The sequence below is a fragment of the Lysinibacillus sp. FJAT-14222 genome (assembly GCF_001278875.1).
Classification (GTDB): domain Bacteria; phylum Bacillota; class Bacilli; order Bacillales_A; family Planococcaceae; genus Lysinibacillus; species Lysinibacillus agricola.
Genome location: NZ_LIYL01000045.1, coordinates 14,590 through 38,643, shown reverse-complemented (window position 1 = coordinate 38,643; position 24,054 = coordinate 14,590). Strand labels below are relative to the sequence as shown.

Here is a 24,054-nt window from a genome sequence, read left to right as displayed (position 1 = left end):
TCGCACTCTAAGTTTTGTGAATGTTGTGCCACTCCGCTTTCGCACAAAAACATCTGTTGCTGAAGTTTAATTTTATCACTATAAATTAGAGTGACATGCCAGAAGATACATGCTATGTGAAGTGGTTGAATGGAGTGGAGGCTGGGCGACTCCTCGGGGATTAGCAATAGAGGAACGAAGGCTAAAAGCATCACGTCCTGTGATAACGCCTTCGTGACCAACCTCGTGTTGCCCCGACGCCCCCAGGAAGCTTTGCTCTGTGCGAAAGCGTAGCGACAGCAACAACAAAGCGCCCAGCCGGAACGGAAATCAACCCCCTTGTTTTGCCGAAGAGCCATACTTTATTTAATGTGATACCTTATTTCATTGATACAATTATTTTCAACAATATGAAAACATCGCACCCCGAGAGGAGTGCGATGTTTTTTTCATCAATTGCTAAGCAAGCGTTTGAAATAGCTTTTGCGAATAAATATAAAACTAACGAAGAACAGGGCAAAGAAGCATAAAGAGCTCACCATTGAGACTTGGAAAAATGATGTTGAAATCATTTTTCGCATAGCCAATAATGTAGCAAATAACATTGTAGTGGCTATCGTGAATGGTACAAATATAAGGATCGCCAGCTCCTTAGAAACAACTGTGAATAACTCTTTTTTAGATAGCCCAAGCTTCCGTATGCCTGAATACTTTTCTTTTTCCTGAAGAAGTGTCGTTTGTAAATAGAAGTAGAGTATACTCATTGCTGCACTTAAGAAAATTAAGCTCAACATAGAGCCGATAAAGAACATAATACTTTTCGTTAACATCTCTGAGTCATACAATTCGATTTTTGAAGTTACATAACGTTCCTCATATATATGCGGCATATCCCCAATAATTTTTTTCGCAAGTTCTGTATGTGCTGTCCAATTTTCTAACTCAAATAAATAAGCTTTATAAACAGGGTAATCGATACTGTTATAAAGATGATCAGGTACAATAAAATACGTTTTCCTGAAGCCGGAAGGTAAAAAATTTCGCTCATCTACAGAAGCTAGCTTAAAGTTCTTAAGATAATGATCTTCTACTGTATTTGTTATTGGCGATATTTTACGTTGGCCAGCAACAGCTATAAATTCATTGTCATTTAATCTAACCCTCTGATTTTTTAACAGATTATAGTCGGAAACTGACATATAACCAAGTCGTGTATCTTCATTCGATTTAAATTCAATGAAATATTTTTCTGAATCCAATGTGGATAATTGTTTTTCAATATTTTCAATATCAGCTTCTACCATACTTGGATCAGCCTTAGGAGTGGCAATGTACTGAAAACTGTATGGAAAATTTGCCTCACTATCTTTTTCAACATTATAGTAAGAGCTAAATAAAATGCTTGTACTTAAAAATACACCGCTTAATAAGACCGTGATTAAAAATAGTATATTTGCGTGCGATTTCATTTTCGCATTGAGATTGGAAGCTAGTAACATATTCGTTTTCCGCATATAGGCTGGTGATCTCTCGAAAATTTTAAGCAGGAAGCGCATACCTTGTGAGATGACTAGATAAATGGTAGAAAGAATACTTACGAAAAACGCTGTGTAGTAAAGAACACCAAAGCTATATATAATCTCATGATCAATTTTTAATAAATAGGCTAAAGTAGCGGAAATAATAATACTAATGAATAATAAAAGATAGTGTGGTTTTATCGATTTTTCAATAACAGCATCACTTTTTAATAGTTGAATGGACGCTTCTTTATTTATAAATCTTGTCATTATTTTTGAAATTACAACGAATAATACAAGGAATAAACCAATAGTTAAAACAATTGCTTTAATAGGCATATACATACCGAAAGTTTCTGCCTTTAACACAACCTTGGCACCCATTAAGAAGAGAGGTGCAATGACAAGCCCAAGAATAATGGCTGTAATAATCGCCATAGCACCGATTAGAATATTTTCACGAAAGACTAACGTACGAATCTGTTTCATCGATGCACCAGTAATCATAAAAATACCTAGTGTTTTTGTTTTTTTCTTTAAAAAGGCCATGATGGAATAGGCAATATAGATAAATGAAAACAAATAAACGAGCAAACTCGCTAACATTAATGCAAGGCCAAGTGATGAGTGGGGATCTATAATTGCAAGACCCGGATGAAACACAATGACTGTAAATAGAAAGAAAATAATGATAGAGAACATACTGCTAAGGAAATACGAAACATAGGTCCATTTATCACGTAAAATGTTTTGAACAACGATATGATTAAAGCTCATGCTGTCCACCACCTAAAAAAGCAAGTGTGTCCATGATTTCCTGGTAAAATTGTTTACGATTATGACCACGATGAACTTCGTTGTATAATTTACCATCCTTAATGAATATAATACGATTGGCGAAGCTTGCTACATAAGGATCATGTGTCACCATTAAAATGGAAGTTTTTAGCTCAGTATTAATAGAACTAAATAAGTTCATGACATCATTTACTGCTTTGGAATCGAGATTTCCTGTAGGCTCATCTGCCAGCAATAAACTCGGTTCATGAATAACCGCACGAGCAATAGCAACACGTTGTTTTTGTCCACCAGAAATTTCATAAATTCGTTTTGATAGAAGCTCTTCAATTCCGAGAAATTGAGATACATGTTTAAGTCGTTGCTGCATTTTATCAGCAGGTAAACTATCTAACGTTAACGGTAATAAAATATTTTCTTTCACCGTTAATGTGTGGACAAGATTAAAATCTTGAAAGACAAAGCCTAATTCTGAACGTCGGAACTTAGCAAGTTCCTCATCATCTAAAGAATAAGGATTTCTTTCATTTATAAGAATTTCGCCAGCGGTAGGGCGGTCGATTGTTGACACGCTATTTAAAAATGTAGTTTTCCCACTTCCTGAAGGTCCCATTACGGCTACGAATTCGTTCTCACCAAGCTGAAAATCTATGCCGTTCAAAGCCTTGTATGTGATTTCGCCGATATATTCTTTCTGCAAATTAGTCACTTGTAGGATTGAGTTTCCCATCTTTAACAACTCCCTTACTTCGATTGATAGCTTAAGTATAAAGAAGGAGCAGCATTTTACCTATTTGGCTATATGACGTCAATATGACAAAGTTGTCATATTACCTTACAATCATGGTTTTTTCACGCTATTTGAAAAGTCTATGGAAAAGGTCGTGACGCGCTCATGGGACTGTAAAGTAAAAGGGTGCTCTAATACCGTTAAAATCTTTTTCACTAAATACAAGCCTATACCTGTTGCTTCACCGCTCGTTCTTCCTTTCATGCCTGTATAAAATAAATCAAAGACACGTGAAATTTCACTCTCGGGAATCGTTTCTCCGTAGTTTTGAATGCGTAAAGTAGCTTCATCATAACTGATTTGAATAGAACTTTCAGACTCACCATATTTAATGGCGTTATTGATGACTTGATAAAGTACGACTTTTAACCATTTACGATCTGAATAAATAATCGTATTTTCAACAATCGTCACTTTTGGAAAAACTTCTTTAGCGATGAAATAATCTTTTAAATCATTAACAACTTCCTTCATAAGCTCTTTTAATGAAAGTGCTTCTATTTTTAAATCAGCGACTAGATTGGACGTGCGTTCATAAGTTAGTAGCTGATTGAGGGTAAACGTCAGCTTATCACATTCCTGATTAATTATTTGCAAGGGCTCTAATTGGTTAGTTGCGTTAGATTGGATCATCAGTTGAATAACCGATAATGGCGTTTTCATTTGATGGACAAAATGTGAAAGTACAAGCTGTTTTTCTTTCCCTTGCTCCTCTAAATATTGCTGCTGTGTTAAGTATAGATATTGCATTTGTCGTAGTTTTTGGCTATAGGCTTGCTCAATCATAGCCTGTGGTTCATACAGATAGAGGTTATCGCTTGTTAGTGTGTTCTTCTGTAAATGAGCATAGAGCTTTCTTCTGCGATAATAACGTCCAATCAGCCAAATGGTAAATAGGAAGCTAACGAGAAAGATAAAATAAAAATAGTGTGAAGATAAATCATCCAATGAATGAATGATCCAGGGTAATAATAGAAAGCTTACACAATAAAGAATGATTACACTTACATGATCTCGCAAGAAAAGCTTCATTCTTCTGCCTCCACTAATTGATAACCAAGTCCACGAATTGTTTTAATTTCGAGTCTAGATTGAATCGCCTCGAATTTTTTGCGTAATCGGCCAATATTAACAGATAAAGTGTTTTCTTCTACGAAGGATTCATCATCCCAAATGGCACTTAACAATTTTTGACGAGGAACAACATTAGGATAAGCTTCAAATAGTAATTTGCTAAGCTGCATCTCCTTTAACGTTAACAGGCTCTCGTGTTTCTCGGTGTAAAGACGAACTGTATTAGAATTTAATGTTGTATTAGCAATGGAGATCGAATTAGAATCGGAGGAAGCATATTCTCCATATGTACGACGAATAAGACCATTCACCTTTGCCATAAGTACATCTAGCGAGAAGGGCTTCGTGATAAAATCATCGGCCCCGTTTTCAATACCATACACTTGATCGATATCATTCACACGCGCAGATACAATGATAATAGGGCAGTTGGATAGCTGACGGATTTTACGCGACCAAAAGTACCCATCGTAGGTTGGCAGGTTAATGTCCATAACAACGAGATGAGGTTGAATTGCTTGAAATTCTTCTACTATATGATTAAATTGTTGGACGGTATAGCATTCAAATTGATATTTTGATAAATGCTCCTCAATAATATTTGAAATATTGATATCGTCCTCTATTATGTAAATTTTGTGCATATTATCGACCTTTCTTTATTAACATACTATTAATGTACCCTGATTTCTAAAAATCCATAAATTTAGCTTATCACCATAACGTGGGGTTGATTTCCGTTCCGACTGGGCGCTTTGTTGTTGCTGTCGCTACGCTTTCGCACAGATAAAACATTTGCCGCTGTCGCTTCGCTTTCGCACAGATAAAACAATTGTTGCTGCCGCTTCGCTTTCGCACAGAGCAGAGCTTCCTGGGGGCGTCCGATGAGCCGCTTCACTCGCTTCACTCGCTTTGCTCGCTGCAGGGTCTCGGGCCAACACGATGTTGGTCACGAAGGCGTTATCACAGGACGTGATGGTTTTAGCCTTCGTTCCTCTATTGCTAATCCCCGAGGAGTCGCCCAGTCGTAACGAAGATCAACTTATCTATATAGCGTACCTTTAAAAATATTATCCCCGGCTTTTGGCGATGGGTTATAAATAATCATTAATATAGTAATTGTAACTTGAAAGTATAAAAAAGAGCCACCACCAACTCAATTGAGAAGGTGATGACCTCTTTCATTTATTTTTTAGGAATATGGAAGGTGACAGTTGTTCCTTCATTTAGTGTGCTTGTAATTTGTAATCTCTGGCCGTAAATCCTTTTAAGACGTAAATCCGTATTACGTAGCCCTACGCCAGTGTTTGGTGAATGGCCACCGGATTGTAGTTCATCTAATATACTTGGATCTATCCCAACGCCATCATCGATAACACTTACTGCTACATGATCCGGAAAATCTTTTATACGGATACAAATTGTACCGCCTTCTTCCTGTTTCAATACACCATGACGAATCGCATTTTCTATTAAAGTTTGTAAGGAGATAGGGGGGATTTCAATGTTTATATTTTCATCAACATCCCATTCAATGTTTAGTAATTCCCCAAAACGCTGCTCTTTGATATAGAGATATGAGCGCACTAGCTCGAGCTCTTCCTGAAGAGGCACCACTCGCTGTAGATTCCGCACATCAAAGCTTGCATGTAAATATTCACCAAAATGATGCATTAAGTCAATCATTCGATCAGTATCGATCGTACTAAGTGATGCAATTGTATTTAATGTATTAAATAAAAAATGAGGCTGTATTTGGGCCTGAAGCCAAGCTGTTTCAAAATGTAGTTGTTGATTGATGCTATATTTTAAATCGATTAAGGCTCTGCTCCTTACCTTTAACTCTAAAGAATTAATAGGCTTCGTAACATAATCATTTGCACCATGAACGAAACCAGTATAAACATCCTCGGGATAATTCCGTGCTGTTAGTATTAAGACAGGTAATTCAAGCAATGAGTAGTGCTCTCGAATATTTTCAATTAATGTATAGCCAGATATATAAGGTAGCATCGCATCAATAATGACTAAATCCCACTCTTCTTGCTGTAATACTTCTAATGCCTTTTCACTGCTAGTAATAGTAGTAACAGCATATTCTGTTGTTGCAAATAAACTACGCATAATCGTTAAGTTTACAGGATCGTCATCGACCATTAAAATATGAAATTGTTTTTCCATTGTAGGGGATGAATTATTCCCTTCAATAGGTAGATCCATAACCTCTTGTTCAATATATGATTGGTCTTCACTCAACCCTTCCTCTGCTAATGGTAATGTGAAATAGACATCCGATCCTTTGTTAGGAACAGAATGTATTTGCAAAGTTCCACCATGTAATTCGATGAGTTTCTTTGAAATTAATAACCCGAGGCCAATTCCATCATCGTTGTCCTTTCCTTGTTCGTAAGGGGAAAATAGACGACTTTGGATATCATCATCCATTCCTAACCCAGTATCACGAATATGGATAACAGCCATATTATTTTCTATATGGGCACTGATTTCTATAGATCCTACACTTGTATATTTAATGGCATTGTGTAGGAGATTAAAAAGAATCTGGATCAATCGATTTTCATCGGCCACCACATTAGGGAATGACCTAGGAATTGTTGAATTCATTTGAATCTGTTTGCCAATTGTTATAAAGCGCAATAAGTCAAAAACACCATAAACTGTACCTTGAATACTGACGTTCTTTTTATGGAGATGCAAATTACCTTCTTTTAAACGAGTAAAGTCTAGGATGTCATTTAATGAAAATGACATGCTTCTCCCAATATCAATTAGATGCTTTAGGTTTTGTTTGTCATCATCCATAAGCTTATTGTTTGGGTTATCATAAATGGACTGTCCTAATGTCATCATTTTATTCATGGGATCCCATAGCTTTTGTGAGCTACTGGATAAAAATTCATCCTTTAATGCATCGTCTTTTTGTAATTTAGCAATCAATTGATTAATTTGCTCTTTATTTTCAAAAAAGCGTTTAAACCAATAGCCAGAAAAACCGAGCATGACAAATAAATAATCGAATGGATACATTGGTATATCAAAAACATAGATGGATTTGATATATGCCCATATGATGCCATTCATTGTACCGAGAGCCGTCAGTGCAATAAAAGCTGTGCTCTGTTTTTGATTTTCAAGATACTCTCTTAAAGCGAGTACCACTACAAATAAAAATGAAACGACATAAAGTATAAAGTAAAGAGAATTTATTGCGAATAACCAATTAATCGGTAAAACGACAGTGAAAAATGCTGAAAGGCCGTAGAAAGCAAAGAGCCACTGAAAGCTTTTAGCATTATGATATTTGACGAGTAAAACACGCATAAATTGAACAAAGAAAAAAGAAGCCCCGAGATAAATGATAGTAGATAGCTTAAATGACCATACATAATCGAGATGTAACCAAGTGATGATAGATTGGTCATATGAAATTAATTCATCTGCTAAAGGCAAAAGAAACCCTACTGTGAACAGTAAAACAATTGGCTTTGGGTTAATAAACAAGAACACAAGGGTGCTAAAAAGTGCGAATAATAAGAGCATTATTGAAATTGTCGCAAGAGATAGATCATTAATCATTTGGTGATGTGCCATAGCTGAAGCAGAGCCAAATAAAACTCTTTTATCAATGCTAGGACTTACTGATGTATCAAAATTAGATACATGTAGAATCAAGTCTATTTCAGGCTGCTCACTTGTAAAGAAAACAGTATAAGGAGCGGCATGCCCTTTATGATTATTTGAATCAGTAGCTACTTTTCCTGACTGTTCAATCAACTTCCCGTTAATATATAATGCTGAGGCGGTTGGTACTGCAGGAATTCGAACGGCATAACGATCATCTTTGGGAGCACTGTGATTGAGTAAGATTTTTAAACGGTATGTACCATATCGTTGTGTCGTTGCCTCTGAACCTCGCATGGGAATCGTTCTGGTAGCTTGTTCAAATGATTGAGGAGACTTGTTATTATCAATGTTTAACGGATCTATTAATGATCCGGGATAGTAGAGCCATTCACCATTTAAGTTAAGAACTTCTTCATCGGATAGCTGTTGATCTCGTATATCAAATATACCTTCCTGGGCAATCGGTTGATCACTGGAAGGGAGAAAGTATGCTAGCCATAGTAAACGAAGTGTAGTAAGACCTATAAAAATTAAAATAATGAAAAGCGAATGTCGTATAGTCGCTTTTTTTAACGGTGACATAAGGACCTCCATGATATTCTAGTTGTATTAAAAGACCTACATTTACCATGCCATGAAATTCGGAAAATGGGAATAAGAAATAAGGAATTTTTTAAAAAAATATCAGGCGTGTTGATTAGGAAAAAATAGGTTTATATTGAGCGATAAGGATTTTTTTATTACTATTTTGCTATTATATTTCCATTTTAACTGATTGTAGTGTAGGGTTACTCGACTCGGGAGGGAAAGCGAGACAGACGAGACCCTGCACGGAGCGCAGCGGCTCGACGCTCGCCCGCAGGAAGGTGAGTAGCCAGCAGCGGAAATCAGCCTCTTCGAATTAATTCGAATGTATAAAAATGGTTAATCAACACACCTGAAAGAATATATTAAGAGTAATCAAAAAGAACTACAGTAAGGTTTGGTTCTTTTTGTTTATATGGATTAGCTATATTTAATCGGTTTTTAAGTTTTTTTTAAGAGATATGACGTATGATGGTGGAATAAATAATTTGTGGGTTGAAACATTGATAAAATTTAACGAAAAAATCATCTCAATGGGAGAAATGATCTATTGTGGGTAAATTCAAGTTAAAGTTATCGTTTGTTATTGTTAGTATGACGGTAATTGTTGTACTTGCGACTTCTAGTGTGAGTATTTGGAGCAGCTATCGAAAATTTAATGACATTCTTATGCAAAATAAAATAGCCATGCAGGAAAATTATGTGAAGGAAGTTTCAGCAATCACTGAAAGCTACGTACAAGAAAAACTGAGAGAACCAAATCAGGATAAGTCTATCGAACCTTATATGTCGCAAGTGGTTGACAAATTACTTGATGAAAGAGTAGTTTCATTTAGCGTGTTGATAAAAAGTATAATCGTGCCTTTACTATTATTGTTAACTACAGTATTGGCATTGGCTGTATGGCTAGCTTTAAAAATTACACGACCTTTAAAAAAGCTTTCTACAAGCTTAGAGAAAGAAGAAATAGAGAAGCTTGAAGAAATTAATGACTGGTATTACGAAGCGCATTCGTTAAAAGAAGTAGTACAAAACATGGTCATTTGCTCAGAAAGCAAAATATTTGATTTAACTGATCAACTGAATTTAGACTCCTTAACGGGAATTCCTAACCGTAGAAGGATGGATCAAATTTTAAATGAATTAATCATTAATAAAGTGCCACATGCAATGGTTTTAATAGATTTAGATGACTTTAAAAGTATAAATGATACATATGGACATACTGTAGGAGATGAAGTTTTAAAAGCCTTTGCAAATCATATGCAGGAGAACATTGATAAACAGGGAATGTGCTTTCGATATGGTGGGGAAGAGTTCATGGTTATATTACCATCCGCTACAATAGATGTAGCTTTAGATTTAGCGGAGAATTTACGTATAAAGCAGGCCTTGTTAGAGACTGCGTGTGGAAGGCCTGTTACAATGTCTGCCGGCATTACAGCTTTTACAACAAATATTAAAACTTCTAATCAAATAATTGCAATTGCAGATCAGGCATTATACAAGGCGAAGCAGTCAGGTAGAAATTGTATCTGTGTCGTTAGAGGGTTGTCTGAAAAAATAATTAAATAAATTATCAGACTGTAGCCAAACTCAAAAAAAAAATTTCTTTAATTAATAGGTTTATCATCATAGCGTGGGGTTGATTTCCGTTCCGACTGGTCGCTTTGTAGCTGGCGCTTTGCTTTCGCTACAGAAAACATTTGCCGCTGACGCTTCGCTTTCGCGCAGAGCTTCCTGGGGGCGTCCGATGAGCCGCTTCACTCCAGCAGCACCGATGTTGGTCACGAAGGCGTTATCACAGGACGTGATGGTTTTAGCCTTCGTTCCTCTATTGCTGATCCTCAAGGAGTCGCCCAGCCGGAACGAAGATCAACTTATATACAGAGCATACGTTTTAACAAATGTCATTCCCGTTTGATGATAGGCCAATTAATAGATAAATAAGACAGTTGATTTCCATTACTGGCGGGATGAATACAAGGTAGAAAAAAGATAAAAGGCATCGAGAGTGACTTCTCGATGCCTTTTATCGGTGGCCTGAGTATGCTTTAAGGTGAAATCCTTGCACAATGATTCGTTCTGCTTAAAGCAAAATATGCATTTAGGAGAATCTTTATTGTAATTTAAAGTTCCACTGATATTGCATTAAATAACTCAGTTGTTTCGTGCTCTGGCAAAATACCAAGATCAGCTATCAAAGTACGTTTGAAGTTATTGTAAATCTTTACTGCATTTGCTCGATTATCCACGTCGATATAGTGCTTTATTAGCTGTTGAATGGTTTTATCGGAATATGGATTATGTTCTATCGTTAACAGTAAGATATGCTCTCGTTTTTTTACATCATTTATTGCTGTATAATGCTCTACTAAATCATGAAGTAAAAGAGTAAATTGGTTATTCATGAAATTGGCTTTACTAGTAATCCAGGGATAATCTAATGTGGCCATATATTCACCTTGATAGTTTTGTATTAGTGCCTCAGCCGTCTCTATATCAAGCTTTCCGGTCTCCATTTTTCTATTTAAAATATGCTCTAAGTCATGGGCATCACATTGAAAATCCTCTAGCTGCAAAATATAGCAGCCATTTGCATGCTGTATAACTTCTAAATAGCCCAATGCTGAAAGGGTAGTACGTAGATAAGAAACTGTTGTATGTAGCTGCACTCTTGCCTTTTTATATTCTGTCTCTGACCATAAAGCATCGATGATTGAATCGCGAGGTACAAGGCTATTAAGATTGGAAAAAAGAAAGGAAAATAATTCTTTTGTTTTAACCGTTCTCCAATGGACGGCTTTGTCATCGTGTAAGACAACGAATCCTCCGAAACATTGTATCGTAAGCGCAGGTTTATTTCGTATTAGAGTAGGAGTCGAGTTTTTTTCTAGGTGGAGGAGTTCTTGGATTCTATTAATTGTTGTCTCTAGACGAGCTTTTGAAATAGGCTTTAATAAATAGTCAAGGGAATGAATTTCAAATGCTTGGACAGCATAGTCTCGATACGCGGTGACAAATACGATATAGACATTTTTGTTCCATTCTTTTAATAACCGTGCAATTTCTAAACCGTTCATGCCAGGCATTTCAACATCTAAAAATGCTACTTGAAAATCCAAGCTTGGCCCCTCTGCAAGCAAATCTTTCGCAGTTGTAAAAGATTTAATGACCTCTATTGAATTAAATTCCTTTAACTTTTTCTCCATGTTTATAAGAGCTAATGGCTCATCATCCATTATTATCACTCGAATCAAAAAGGGCACCAACTTTCAAATATTAATTAACCTGAAGTAAGAAATTTAAAGTGAGATAGGTTAAATTGAAATATCAATAACTGACCCTTTATACGGATGTATAGCCACTTGCTGCTGTGGTAGATCTTCTAATAATTCGACAGCAGCAGCCGTATTTAGATTGAGTGCACTTTGCATAACACTCATTTGTACAGTATGTTGTAGCTCCATAATCTGAGAAGACATTATTGTATTAATTTCCACCCTACATTCCTCCTTTACCATATTATCGGCTTAAAATATTGATTTTCCAACGTATAAAAGTTGCAAATAAAGTTTCAGTAGTTTTTCCATAAAAATATTTGACCTGCTAAAAATATGATTGATGTTGTATATTTTTCCGTTTTTATAGTAATAATTCGTAATATCAGGTCCATTGTCCTGAATTATTAATTGCATTCTCTAGCATTGCTTGCATAAAAGAGCCTAACTCTAGTGTGCTAGCAGCAGAATGCAAAATTATAAATTATGGAGGTATTACAAATTATGAAGAAACAAGCATTAGCTTTAGCTGTAGCATTGACCTTGGGATTAAGTTCGTTTGCCAGTTCGTCATCTGCTGAGGACAAACTCGCTGTTATGCCATTCGACGCATTGTGGGGAATCTCGAAGATTTACAATTTAGCTATAGGCGAATTTGAATCGCTAAGCGAAATAGATCCGAAATGGTTTTATCCAGAGCAAAATTTAAATGCAGACGAAGCGAAAAATGAAAAATCGTTGAAAGACGAACATTTCGTTGAACACGGGGATACATTATTTGCAATTGCACGTGAAAATGATGTGGCAGTGGATGAATTAAAAGAATGGAATAACCTTACATCTGATTTAATTTATGTGGGCGAATCATTAGCCATCAAAGCATCGGCGGCAAAGCCTAAAACTTCCGTGAGCAAAACTAATAAGCTAGCAACAACTTCAAATACAAAAAAAGCAACAACATCAAGCACAACAACATCAAGTACAACAGCATCAAGTACAACAACAACAAGTGCTCCGGCAAATGATACAGGCAAAACGTTAACAATGCGAGCAACGGCCTATACAGCGTATTGTGAAGGGTGTTCGGGGATTACAGCAAATGGAACAGATATAAGATCTAATCCAAACTTAAAAGTAATTGCTGTAGATCCACGTGTAATTCCTCTTGGAACAAGAGTTTGGGTTGAAGGTTATGGTGAAGCAATCGCAGCAGATACTGGTGGAGCAATAAAAGGTAATAAAATTGACGTATTTATTCCTACCGAAGGACAAGCTCGTCAGTGGGGCGTCAAAAGTGTAACTGTAAAAATTTTAAATTAATGTGATTAGAAGGGTGTCTCCTTAAGTTGGAGATATCCTTTTATTTTGCATTGTTTTTAAGAATCAACATGGACTAAAAGCCAAGTCTACGAAGTTTACTCCATAACCAATAATTCGCAAAATTCTAATGAAATTGCATAAGTGGAAGGATTGTTGGCAACCATCTGAAATAGAGGAGGAATTTTTATGAAAAAAATGAGCTTAATAATTATTTCTTTATTAGTATTTGTCGGCGGTTGTGGTTTCTTTGAAAAGAAGGAGCAAAAAGTGGCAGTTAACGCAAATTCAGCACCAACTGCAACCGCGAAAGTAATTGGTAAAAATAATGAAAGCTATGGAAATGCATATTTTGAGGAAGAGGATAATGGGGTTAAGATGACACTCGCATTATCAGGATTGCCAGCAGGAAAACACGGCATTCATATTCATTCCGTTGGGAAGTGTGAACCACCAACGTTTGAATCGGCAGGTCCACATTTTAATCCAACGAGTAAAGAGCATGGGAAGGATAATCCTAAGGGATATCATTTAGGAGATCTTCCGAATTTAGAAGTTGGTGAAGATGGTAATGTGGATTTGAATTTCTTAGCTGAAGGGCTAACATTAGAAAAAGATGCTGCCAACTCATTGTTGCGTGAAGGAGGCACTACATTAATCATTCATGAGTCAGAGGACGATTATAAAACAGATCCTTCCGGTAACTCTGGTGCTAGAATTGCTTGTGGCATTATTCAATAAGGAAAATGAATCGACTGTATCTGAAGTAAGTCACTTTAGATATAGTTTTTTTATTTTGAGAGAGAAAATCGACAATAAATTAATTTTCCGAAATCATTCATTTTTGATTCATCCCTAAAAGTGGGGAGGATATTTGTTAAAACGTATGCCGTGTATATAAGTTGATTGGAGTTGAGGCTGGACGGACTTCCTGGAAATCAGCAGTAGAGGAACGAAGGCTAAAACCATCACGACCTGTGATAACGCCTTCGTGACCAACATCGGTGCTGTTGGTGCTGCCGCTACGCTTTCGCACAGACAAAACCTTTTGCTGTCGCTGCGCTTTCGCACAAACAAAACCCTCTACTGTTGCTGTCGCTGCGCTTTCGCACAAACAAAACCCTCTGCTGCCGCTACGCTTTCGCGCAAAAAACATCTGTTGGCCCCAGACCCTCGAGCGGAAGCGAAGTAGCTCATCGGACACCTTCAGGAAGGCGCCCAGTCGGAACGGAAATCGACCTCGCGCTATGGTGATGAACCAAGTAGAAGGTCTTTTTTATAATGAAACATGCATTTTTTATACATTTTGTAACGAAATTTATTTTCTTGAAAAAAGAATTTAATAGTCTAATGTAGATAAAATTAGGGTGAATAAGTAATTAATGAAATCCCTAAATAGTTGTTATTTAAGAGAAATAGTATAATTATAAAAGACTGAATTTACTATAAATAGATTGACATTATTATACTATATTTGATAATTTTAAATAGATTATTATTTTTAACCAAGGGGGAAGGTTACTGTGAAGAAAAAACAATTAAGGTTATTAATGCTATTAAGTGCCTTTGCGCTATTGATTTTAGCTGCGTGTGGGTCTGATAGTGGAACAAGTTCAAAGGACGCGGATAAGGGCGAATCGACAGCATCTGATAAGCCAAAGTTTTTAAACTTATTAACAGGTGGAACACAAGGTACTTACTATGCACTAGGTGGTACGTTTGCTGATCTAATTACTAAAGAAACAGACATTAAAACAACTGCTGAAGTATCTCAAGCTTCTGCTGCCAACATGACGGCTTTGCAAGAAGGTAAAGGTGAAATTGCTTTTGTACAATCAGATATTGCTTATTATGCAACTGAAGGAAAACTAATGTTTGATGGCAAAAAAATCGATAAAATTGCTGCGTTAGGTGCACTTTATCCAGAAACAGTACAATTAGTAACGACTGAAGCATCAGGTATTAAATCATATGCTGATTTAAAAGGGAAAAAGGTTTCTGTAGGTGCGCCAGGTTCTGGAACTTACGCAAATGCTGAACAGTTACTTGAAATTCATGGCTTAACAATGGATGACATTAAAGCACAAAATCTTGATTTTGGTGAGTCTACTGACGGTCTTCAATCAGGCCAAATTGATGCAGCGTTTATTACTGCAGGTACGCCAACAGGTGCTGTTGAGGCATTAAATGCAACAACTAAAGTAAATATTATCGGTGTAGATGCTGGTAAGGCAGATGAGTTAATCGCTAAATACCCTTACTATGCAAAAGATACAGTAAAAGCTGGTACTTATGGTATTGCAAACGATACTGAAACTGTTTCAGTACTTGCAATGCTAGCAGTGACAAAAGATCTTTCAGAAGATGTTGTTTATTCAATGACAAAAGCTATTTATGATAACACAGATAAAATTTCCCACGCTAAAGGAGAGTTTATCAAAGTGGAAACAGGTTTAGAGGGTATTAGTATTGATGTTCACCCAGGTGCTCAAAAATACTTTGATGAAAATAAATAACAGAACATTCGGAGTTTAAATTCAGCTTTTATCAAACTAAAGCTTATAACGAGTAAAAAGTTATTTTTTAAAAAATACGAAAGGGCTCGGTTGCGTAAAGCTTCGAGTCTCTTTTTTCCTTTAAGTCGTGAGTATTAGCGAATAGCTTTTTAAGTGGGGGAACAGATGTAATGCGAAAGAGGAAATTAATAATTGTTTTAACTTTTTTATTTATTTGCTTTAGTATAGTCATTTTTCTTCCTCTTCAAAAGGTATTCGCATTTACGGAAACACGTATAGATCATCCAATATTGCATTATATACCACTTACAGCTGAGGATACATTTCAAATCAGATACACTCATTCCATCCATAAATCGGATGTACTTGAACATTATAAACGCGTGGATGGAACACGTATTCAAATGTTAGGGATGGAGTATGAAGATTTAGCAATTGGCATGCCAAGCTTTGCAGAGAAAAATCAAACATTAACAAAACGAGATGGTAAATATTATTTGCAATTCGACAATGAGGTTATTGAAAATTTTACAATATACATTGGCGATTTAGATTTAGATCTTGTATTAAGATATGAGCAGTATGAATATGATTTAAAAAAAGATTTACAAAGGGGAAAATCCTATTTATTTGAGGTAAAGCGCTTATCCCTTTATGAACAATGGAAAGGAGTAAGGATGAAATGACGACACAGCAAAAATCAAACAACGAAGAAGTAAAAAAAGAAGAATTTGAGCAAATATCTGCTGAAGAGCAACAAGCAATACTAGAGAAATATGATATTGAATCGAATGTGCGAACGATATCAGGCATCATGAAGCATGTCATTTTCTTTGGGTTACTAGCATTTTCATTGTTCCAACTCTATACAGCAATTTACGGCCAATTCCCAGCGCAAATCCAGCGTACTATACATTTAGGTTTTGGTTTGACTCTTATTTTCTTACTATTCCCTGCTCGGAAAAAAGCAGCAAAGCATAAAATCGCATGGTTCGATTATATTTTAGCGGTATTATCCATTGTAGTAGGTTCGTATTGGACAATGAATTATACAGAGCTTGTTAATAGTAATGGTACCATTACACCAATAGACTTTATCATTGGTTTAATAGCCGTCGGATTGGTACTTGAGGCAGCTCGACGTGCAGTAGGTTTACCGATTACAATCATTGCTATATGTTTCTTAATTTACGCATACTTCGGGCCGTATTTCCCAGATTTTATGGCACACAGAGGGCAGGATTTAGAGAGCATTGTTAATCTCATGTATTTTACAACAGATGGGATTTTTGGAACACCGATTAGTGTTTCTGCCACATTTATTTTTGTGTTTTTACTCTTTGGTGCATTCCTTGTCAAAACAGGTGTTGGTCAATACTTTAATGATTTAGCAGTAGCTCTAGCAGGTAAATTAATTGGTGGTCCTGCAAAAGTAGCGGTATTTTCTAGTGCCCTTCAAGGGACGATTTCCGGAAGCTCCGTAGCGAATGTTGTAACATCTGGATCATATACGATTCCGATGATGAAAAAGCTTGGCTACCGTAAAGAGTTCGCGGGTGCAGTTGAGGCAGCAGCTTCTACTGGTGGGCAGTTAATGCCTCCGATTATGGGTGCTGCAGCGTTTCTAATGGTTGAGTTTATTGGACGCGGCATTACGTATTGGGATATTGCCAAGGCAGCAGCGATACCTGCGCTGCTGTATTTTACAGGTATTTGGATTATGACTCACTTCGAAGCGAAGCGCGTAGGTTTAAAAGGTTTACGTGATGATCAAATGCCAAATCGTCGAGAGGTATTTAAGAAAATCTACCTCCTATTACCGATTATTTCCATTATCGTTTTAATGTTAACAGGTACACCAGTAATGCATGCTGCACTATACGGTATTCTTATTTCTATTGGTGTAGCTATGTTCGATAAGAAAACACGTTTAAAACCAAAGGATATTATTGATGCATTGGTTGAAGGGGCTCGTACGGCACTTGGCGTCGTAGCGGCAACAGCTTGCGCGGGTATTATCGTAGGTGTTGTTGTGAAAACAGGTTTAGGCTTAAGTTTAGCTAATAGTTTAGTAGCTTTGGCTGGTGGTAGTATTATTTTAACGCTGATTTTTGTCATGATTGCTTCCTTAATTCTTGGAATGGGGGCTCCGACGACAGCAAACTATGTCATTACGTCAACAATTGCTGCTCCAGCAATCGTGGCATTATTATCGCCAAATACACCGCAGGAATTAGTACCTGTAGTTGTATTATTATCGGCACACTTCTTTGTATTCTACTTTGGTATTATTGCTGATATAACACCACCTGTTGCACTTGCAGCTTTTGCGGCTTCAGGAATCTCTGGTGGAGATCCGATTAAAACAGGTATAAACTCAGCGAAGCTTGCTATTGCAGCGTTTATTATTCCGTATATGATTGTATTTTCACCTGCATTGCTAATGATTGATACAACTATACCTGAAATTATATGGGTAGTCTTCACGGCCATTACAGGAATGGTAGCCATAGGTGCGGGAGTAATCGGTTACTGGTATCGCAAAATGCTTTGGTTTGAACGCATTATTGCGATTGCATCTGGTTTACTTCTGATCTATCCAGAAAAATTCTCGGATTGGGCAGGTTTAGCCATCTTTATTGCAATGTTTGTTATCCAATACGTAACACAGCGTAAAGGTAACGATGATGACAATCAAAATAGTAATACTAGTGTTACAGCTTAGGCCCGCCGTAATATTAACTAATAAGAATCTGCTCATTTTCTGAGTTAGTAAGTGCATGCCTTGTTTGTCTACAAGGAATTTGCTTAACTTACAAGCTGCGGAAACGAGTAGATTCTTTTTCTTTTGCGGTTGAAGACGAAAGTAGAATAAGAAGTACATACATAACTTAGCGCTAAATTTCAATAAAAATGATTATCATAATATGTTCAAAAGTGAACAAAGATTGATTTGCATCTTTTTCTGGAGATTTTTTTTGCTTAATAAGCAAGAATCATTAAGAGATAAAAGGGTGCCTACTTTTTTTAGAAATAGAATGGTTTGCCAATACTCATTGAAAATCATTCAAATCAAGTGTGAATTTTCAAACTCATTAATTTCAAATTCACTATTATCAAATCTTGCTAGAAAAGTAACAAAAGTTGATTTTTATTCTTTTGAAAAATGCTATAAAATAGGCTGTTGCAAGAGATGAAAAGTAAAAAAAGACTTAAAAGAGGGAAAATATGTTTAAAGAAGTTCAATTTGAGGTATAGGTTTAGTGTAAAAAGTAAATAATTTTGTATTTGTGGTAATAGTAGTGATACTTCTAAGTATTTCTTTTTCATCTATTGCTAAATCATAAATCTATATGTTGAAAGGAGTTTCTAAATGAAAAAAGCCTTTTTATTATTAGCTGCCACGCTTTTAGTGTTTTCTCAATTGTCATTGGGTAGTGTGTCTGTTTATGCGACAAGCAATGGTGAAAATAATATTGTAATGCCGAATGATCAGAAAAATGAGAACGAAGGATCAAACAACGAAGATGAAACGGCCACTTCAAGTGATAATGATTATATAACAAAGAGTGTGGACGGCGGTATTGCCATTACTGGGTATACCGGTGAATCAACGGATATAGTTATTCCCGATGTGATTAAAGGACAACGAGTTGTAGCAATTGAAGAAAAAGCATTTAATGAGAAGGGATTAACAAGTGTAAAGATTCCATCAACAGTTACATCGATTAAAAATAATGCATTCTCTAATAATTTATTAACAAGTGTAGAAATACCTTCAAGTGTTACAACGATGGAGGTCGGCGCATTTTATGAAAATCAATTAACAAGTGTAACGATTCCCGAAGATATTCCAGTGATAGAAGCAATGGTTTTTGCTAATAATCAATTAACAAGCGTAGAAATTCCATCGAGTGTTACATCGATTCAGAATTATGCATTTACGAATAACCGATTAACGCGCGTAGATATTTCATCAAACGTAACATCGATAGGGACTGGCGCGTTTTTTATCAATCAATTAACAACTGTAGAGATTCCATCAAGTGTTATTGCGATTGAAGCGGAGGCATTTGCTCGTAACGAATTGACACATGTTACTATTCCATCAAGTGTTCAAACGATTGGAGAACTGGCATTTTATCAAAACCGAATTATTAAGTTAGAGTTCGAGCAAGATCCCTCATCAAATCTTAAAACGATAGGTGAAAAGGCATTTAGGAAAAATCAAATACCTAGTGTAAAGATTCCGTCAAGTGTTGCAACGATAGAAGAAGCGGCCTTTTCTTATAATCAATTAACAAATGTTGAGTTTGACTACGGGGCTTCATCGAATCTAAAAGAGATAGGGAAATACGCATTTCATCAAAATTTGTTAACAAGCATTAAGATTCCTTCGAGCATTTCGACGATAGGGGACGCTGCCTTTTTATTTAATCAATTAACGAGTGTGGAGTTCGAAACCCCATTAAATATAACAACAACAGGAACACATGTATTCGCATATAATCGATTAACAAACATAGAAATCCCATCAACACTTACGGAAATAAAGAGAGGTGTATTTTCTAATAATCAGTTAACAAGTGTACAAATTCCATCAAGCATTACAATGATAGATGAAGGAGCATTTGAAAATAATCGATTAACAAGTGTTGAATTCGAGAACCCCTCCAATGTTAAAATAATAGATGGAGTTGTATTTAAAAATAACCAATTAACAAGTATTGAAATTCCATCAAGTGTTGAGACAATTCACTATGATGCTTTTATTGAAAACAACCTAGATTATGTAATATTTCATGGAAAGCCTCAGTTCTTGTCTGACCAAACTCCATTTGATCAGCAATACAAGAAAGGAAAAACATTCTATGGATGGTTCGAAGACGAGGACTATACTATAAAATGGTCTAACACTGTACCACAGCCAATGACAATATATGCGATGTGGGATTTACCTAACAATTGTACCGTCACCTTTGATACAAATGGAGGTAACATTGTTCCATCCGAAACAACTAAGTGTGGAAATCTGTTAATTGAACCGACTAATCCAAAGAAGACCGGCTATACATTTTCAGGGTGGTATAAAAATAAAGAACTGACAGAACCGTGGGACTTCCATCAAAATGTCGTAACAAAAGACATCACGCTATACGCCAAATGGTCGAAAGCAAGCTATATCGTTACGTTTGATGCCAATGGCGGAAGTGAAGTTCCATCCCAGTCAGTAGAATATGGTGAATTAATAAAAACCCCATCCACTTCAGTAAAAGCAGGATACACATTCGGAGGTTGGTATAAAGACAAAGGTTTAACAGAGGCGTGGGATTTTGCAAAAGACGTAGTGACAGAAAATGTTACGTTGTATGCGAAATGGACAAAGGATAACACGTCGGGTGGAGGATCTGGTGGCTCAGGAGGCTCTGGTGGAGGTTCATCGAACTATAAAATTACCTTTGACTCCAATGGTGGAAGTGAAGTGCCACCCCAAACAGTCGGCTATAACGACCTTGTGAAAACCCCTGCCACTCCAGTGAAAGACGGCTATCATTTTGACGGCTGGTATAAGGAAACGGCGCTTAACAATGCATGGGACTTTGCGAAAGATAAAGTAACCGCAGACATAACGTTGTATGCGAAATGGACAAAGGACTATATGGTTACATTTGATTCAAATGGAGGCAGTGAAATTCCATCGCAAACAGTGCCGTATAAAGCTTTAGTGAAAGCTCCTTCTAATCCGAAGAAGGAAGGCTACCTATTTATCGGCTGGTATAAAAATGAAAATTTCACAAAAGCATGGGATTTTGCAAAAGATGTTGTTACAGAAGACCTAACATTATATGCGCGATGGATGAAGGAAAGCCACGGTTGTGACATTACTTTCAAGGATGTTGATCAAAACTGGGCACAAGATATGATTAAAGAAGTTGCCGAGCGATGCATTATTATAGGTTTTCCAGATGGCACTTTCCGACCAAATGATATGATTCAACGTCAACACGTAGTGCTTATGATTGACCGTGCATTACAACCAGCACCAATTCGAGACGCTGTAGCCTTTTCAGATGTCCCTAAAAGTCATGTGAATTATGAACAAATTACACGACTACAACGAGCGGGTATCGTGGATGGTTCAAATGGAGCATTTCGACCAAATGCTTCTATAACACGTGCCGAAATGGCAAAAGTAATAGTGCTTGCATTTGGTTTAACGCCAGAAGGCGATAGTACATTCAAGGATGTCGATCCATCGCACTGGGCGAGTGAATATATTGCCGCTTTAGCAGACAATAACATTGCACTAGGCGATGAAAACGGTAATTTTAGACCTAATGAAAACCTAACACGTGCAGAATTTACGGCGATTATATATCGAGCACTCGGTTTATAAGTCTTACCATAAAGGGAGATGTATCATAATTTGATACATCTCTTTTTTGATAAAATTTTGATCTAAAAAGTAGATTGTTTTTATATTTTTTATGCATAATGAGCATCGTTTATTGCTTTTTTTACAAAGGTCATTGTATAATTCTTTTATCAGAAAATTCAATTAAATGGGAGGAGTGATTAAATGAAAAAGTTTTTTAACTCAAAATTTGAAACGTATTTAATGGATCAGGAGCTGGAATTTACTATGGAAGAGGAAAAAAATGAGGAGCAACTAACAATGATACATTATGAAGAATATCCAGAAGGTTTTTTTACAAGTTTATAATATTTATTTGAGGGACTGTGCTAAAGGTAGAAATTACTTTTAACACAGTCCTTTGTTTTTTATATATATTATTCATTTTTGGATCATCATCATAGCGTGTGGTTGATTTCCGTTCCGACTGGACTGGGCGCTTTGTTGCTGACGCTTCGCTTTCGCACAGAGCAAAGCTTCCAGGGGGCTTCCGATGAGCCGCTTTACTCGCGATGCTCGCTCCAGGGTCTCGGGCCAACACGATGTTGGTCACTCAGTCGTTACCCCAGGACGTGGCGTTCTTAGACTGATTTCCTCTATTTCAGTAGGCGTTTGGACACCCACTGAAAGGGAACCACATCCGTATTCATCTCACCACCTTAAGAGGTAGGAGTCTTCTACTGAATGAAGATAAGGGGCATACGTTTGAACAAATGTCATCCACAACTTTTGGTGATGAGCCTCATTTTTTCAATATTTGATTTCTTTGGCGCATTAATAAAATATACCTATTTATATATGTGTGTATATAAGTCTAAATGCTTATGTACTTTTATGAAATAGTTTCATGTATAATGAGAAACAAAAATACGTATAGAGGTGTAGTTATGTCAAATGCAGTAACATTAGAAGAAACGATTTATCAATGGTTTGAACATTTTCATAAATACCCAGAGGTAAGCTGGAAGGAGTATGAAACGACTAAAAAGATTGCGTCGATTTTAGATGAGTTAAACGTATCCTATCGTTTGTTAGGGGATGTTCCAGGGTTAATTGCTGAAATTGGTACAGGTGATGAAATTGTCGCTGTACGTGCAGATATAGATGCTTTATGGCAGGAAGTGGATGGAAAATGGCAAGCTAATCACTCATGTGGGCATGACGCAAATATAACAATGGTACTTGGTGCTTTATTACTGCTGAAAGATCGACCACTGCAACATCGTGTTCGTTTTATTTTCCAACCTGCTGAAGAACTTGGGAATGGTGCTTGTGCAGCCTTTGAGCGTGGAGCTGTTGATGGGGTATCGCATTTATTTGGTGTTCATTTAAGACCAATTGAAGAGCTACCACTTGGCAAGGTATCGCCTGCTATTCATCATGGCGCAGCCTATTTTTTAGAAGGGACAATTAGAGGCACTGATGCCCATGGTGCTAGGCCTCATCAAGGGAAAAATGCCATAGATGTTATTATGGCAGTGCAACAAATGCTAAATAGTATACATTTATCACCATTTGAACCTCATTCTGCAAAGTTAACAAAGATTGTTGCAGATGGTGGCAGTACGAATATTATTCCAGGTTCTGCGAGCTTCTCAATGGATATTAGAGCGCAGCGTAATAACCAACTGGAATTACTGCGTAGTCGTATTGAGTTTGGCTTAAAATCGATCCAACAGCAGTTTGAGATTGACATGGACTGGAAATGGTTAGATTTTACACCTGGAGCTGAGGTTTCTTCAGTTGCTGCACATATGGCTAAAAACGCAATTATTGAAACACTTGGTGAAGAGCATCTAGCTGAAGAAATTACAACGCCCGGAAGTGATGATTTCCATTTTTATACAGTAGAAAAACCTGAATTAAAAGCAACGATGGTTGGTATTGGAGCTAACTTAACTCCCGGATTACATCATCCAAAAATGACTTTTGAACGAAGTGCATTAATTGATGCTGCGAAAGTACTTGCTTGTGTGTTAGAAAAAAAAACTGAATAACGATAGCGAGCTATATCAAAAGTATAAAATTCTTTTGATATAGTTCTTTTTTTTGTTCAAACGTATGAATGGACGCGGTTTTGCATTGTCTGTAATCGCTATTTGAAAGCGTTTTTTTACGCTAAAATAGTCGAAAT

General features: G+C 36.6%; 20 protein-coding genes. 9 read left to right on the top strand and 11 right to left on the bottom strand.

Features of this window, described 5'->3' with window-relative positions; all coding sequences use genetic code 11:
• Positions 1 to 431 precede the first annotated feature (431 nt).
• The 6 genes from AN161_RS18575 to AN161_RS18555 all read right to left on the bottom strand — a co-directional run bounded on the left by AN161_RS18575 (position 432) and on the right by AN161_RS18555 (position 8,388).
• Positions 432 to 2,276, bottom strand: a complete 1,845-nt coding sequence (locus tag AN161_RS18575; RefSeq protein ID WP_053595834.1) for an FtsX-like permease family protein — start codon at positions 2,274 to 2,276, stop codon at positions 432 to 434.
• Complete coding sequence (locus AN161_RS18570; RefSeq protein ID WP_053595833.1) at positions 2,266 to 3,027, bottom strand: ABC transporter ATP-binding protein; 762 nt, start codon at positions 3,025 to 3,027, stop codon at positions 2,266 to 2,268. Before AN161_RS18570 ends, AN161_RS18575 begins: the two co-directional genes overlap by 11 nt.
• Before the next feature lie 111 nt (positions 3,028 to 3,138).
• Positions 3,139 to 4,119, bottom strand: coding sequence for a HAMP domain-containing sensor histidine kinase (locus AN161_RS18565; RefSeq protein ID WP_053595832.1), 981 nt, complete (start codon positions 4,117 to 4,119; stop codon positions 3,139 to 3,141).
• Positions 4,116 to 4,805, bottom strand: a complete 690-nt coding sequence (locus AN161_RS18560) for a response regulator transcription factor (RefSeq protein ID WP_053595831.1) — start codon at positions 4,803 to 4,805, stop codon at positions 4,116 to 4,118. Before AN161_RS18560 ends, AN161_RS18565 begins: the two co-directional genes overlap by 4 nt.
• A 70-nt stretch (positions 4,806 to 4,875) precedes the next feature.
• Complete coding sequence (locus AN161_RS29860; protein WP_158003066.1) at positions 4,876 to 5,019, bottom strand: hypothetical protein; 144 nt, start codon at positions 5,017 to 5,019, stop codon at positions 4,876 to 4,878.
• 327 nt (positions 5,020 to 5,346) lie between these two features.
• The gene (locus AN161_RS18555) at positions 5,347 to 8,388 is read right to left on the bottom strand and encodes an ATP-binding protein (RefSeq protein ID WP_053595830.1); all 3,042 of its coding nucleotides are present in this window, start codon (positions 8,386 to 8,388) and stop codon (positions 5,347 to 5,349) included.
• Between the two features lie 555 nt (positions 8,389 to 8,943).
• On the opposite strand from AN161_RS18555, the gene AN161_RS18550 reads away from it, so the two are divergent.
• A complete protein-coding gene (locus tag AN161_RS18550; protein WP_053595829.1) occupies positions 8,944 to 9,966 on the top strand; it encodes a GGDEF domain-containing protein in 1,023 nt (340 codons plus the stop codon).
• Between the two features lie 57 nt (positions 9,967 to 10,023).
• Here AN161_RS18550 and AN161_RS29855 read toward each other — a convergent pair whose 3' ends face one another.
• The 3 genes from AN161_RS29855 to AN161_RS18540 form a co-directional block, all read right to left on the bottom strand.
• Positions 10,024 to 10,182 (bottom strand): hypothetical protein, encoded by a 159-nt coding sequence (locus AN161_RS29855; RefSeq protein WP_206743146.1) that lies wholly within the window; start codon positions 10,180 to 10,182, stop codon positions 10,024 to 10,026.
• A 338-nt stretch (positions 10,183 to 10,520) separates the two neighbouring features.
• Complete coding sequence (locus AN161_RS18545; RefSeq protein WP_241774601.1) at positions 10,521 to 11,633, bottom strand: response regulator; 1,113 nt, start codon at positions 11,631 to 11,633, stop codon at positions 10,521 to 10,523.
• A 78-nt stretch (positions 11,634 to 11,711) separates the two neighbouring features.
• On the bottom strand, positions 11,712 to 11,894 hold the full coding sequence (locus tag AN161_RS18540) for a putative motility protein (protein ID WP_053595827.1): 183 nt from the start codon (positions 11,892 to 11,894) through the stop codon (positions 11,712 to 11,714).
• A gap of 282 nt (positions 11,895 to 12,176) precedes the next feature.
• Between AN161_RS18540 and AN161_RS18535 the strand changes: the two genes are divergently transcribed.
• Together AN161_RS18535 and AN161_RS18530 are read left to right on the top strand one after the other, a co-directional pair.
• Complete coding sequence (locus AN161_RS18535; RefSeq protein WP_053595826.1) at positions 12,177 to 12,992, top strand: 3D domain-containing protein; 816 nt, start codon at positions 12,177 to 12,179, stop codon at positions 12,990 to 12,992.
• Between the two features lie 186 nt (positions 12,993 to 13,178).
• Positions 13,179 to 13,730: a superoxide dismutase family protein gene (locus AN161_RS18530; protein ID WP_053595825.1), complete on the top strand. Its 552-nt coding sequence runs from the start codon at positions 13,179 to 13,181 to the stop codon at positions 13,728 to 13,730.
• Positions 13,731 to 13,866: 136 nt separating this feature from the next.
• On the opposite strand, the gene AN161_RS18525 is transcribed toward AN161_RS18530, so the two are convergent.
• Positions 13,867 to 14,145, bottom strand: coding sequence for a hypothetical protein (locus tag AN161_RS18525; RefSeq protein WP_143114922.1), 279 nt, complete (start codon positions 14,143 to 14,145; stop codon positions 13,867 to 13,869).
• A gap of 367 nt (positions 14,146 to 14,512) precedes the next feature.
• On the opposite strand from AN161_RS18525, the gene AN161_RS18520 reads away from it, so the two are divergent.
• The 5 genes from AN161_RS18520 to AN161_RS30200 all read left to right on the top strand — a co-directional run bounded on the left by AN161_RS18520 (position 14,513) and on the right by AN161_RS30200 (position 22,229).
• On the top strand, positions 14,513 to 15,505 hold the full coding sequence (locus AN161_RS18520; RefSeq protein WP_075807293.1) for a TAXI family TRAP transporter solute-binding subunit: 993 nt from the start codon (positions 14,513 to 14,515) through the stop codon (positions 15,503 to 15,505).
• A gap of 170 nt (positions 15,506 to 15,675) precedes the next feature.
• Positions 15,676 to 16,191: a DUF1850 domain-containing protein gene (locus AN161_RS18515; protein WP_053595823.1), complete on the top strand. Its 516-nt coding sequence runs from the start codon at positions 15,676 to 15,678 to the stop codon at positions 16,189 to 16,191.
• Complete coding sequence (locus AN161_RS18510; RefSeq protein WP_053595822.1) at positions 16,188 to 18,230, top strand: TRAP transporter permease; 2,043 nt, start codon at positions 16,188 to 16,190, stop codon at positions 18,228 to 18,230. Before AN161_RS18515 ends, AN161_RS18510 begins: the two co-directional genes overlap by 4 nt.
• Positions 18,231 to 18,878: 648 nt before the next feature.
• The gene (locus AN161_RS18505) at positions 18,879 to 21,902 is read left to right on the top strand and encodes a leucine-rich repeat protein (protein WP_053595821.1); all 3,024 of its coding nucleotides are present in this window, start codon (positions 18,879 to 18,881) and stop codon (positions 21,900 to 21,902) included.
• A gap of 183 nt (positions 21,903 to 22,085) precedes the next feature.
• Positions 22,086 to 22,229 (top strand): hypothetical protein, encoded by a 144-nt coding sequence (locus AN161_RS30200; RefSeq protein ID WP_198926912.1) that lies wholly within the window; start codon positions 22,086 to 22,088, stop codon positions 22,227 to 22,229.
• On the opposite strand, the gene AN161_RS18500 is transcribed toward AN161_RS30200, so the two are convergent.
• Entirely contained in the window at positions 22,216 to 22,473 is a 258-nt protein-coding gene (locus AN161_RS18500; RefSeq protein ID WP_053595820.1) for a hypothetical protein, read from the bottom strand. The two genes, AN161_RS30200 and AN161_RS18500, sit on opposite strands and share 14 nt — an antisense overlap.
• A gap of 334 nt (positions 22,474 to 22,807) precedes the next feature.
• On the opposite strand from AN161_RS18500, the gene AN161_RS18495 reads away from it, so the two are divergent.
• Complete coding sequence (locus AN161_RS18495; protein WP_053595819.1) at positions 22,808 to 23,917, top strand: amidohydrolase; 1,110 nt, start codon at positions 22,808 to 22,810, stop codon at positions 23,915 to 23,917.
• Positions 23,918 to 24,054: the final 137 nt, after the last annotated feature.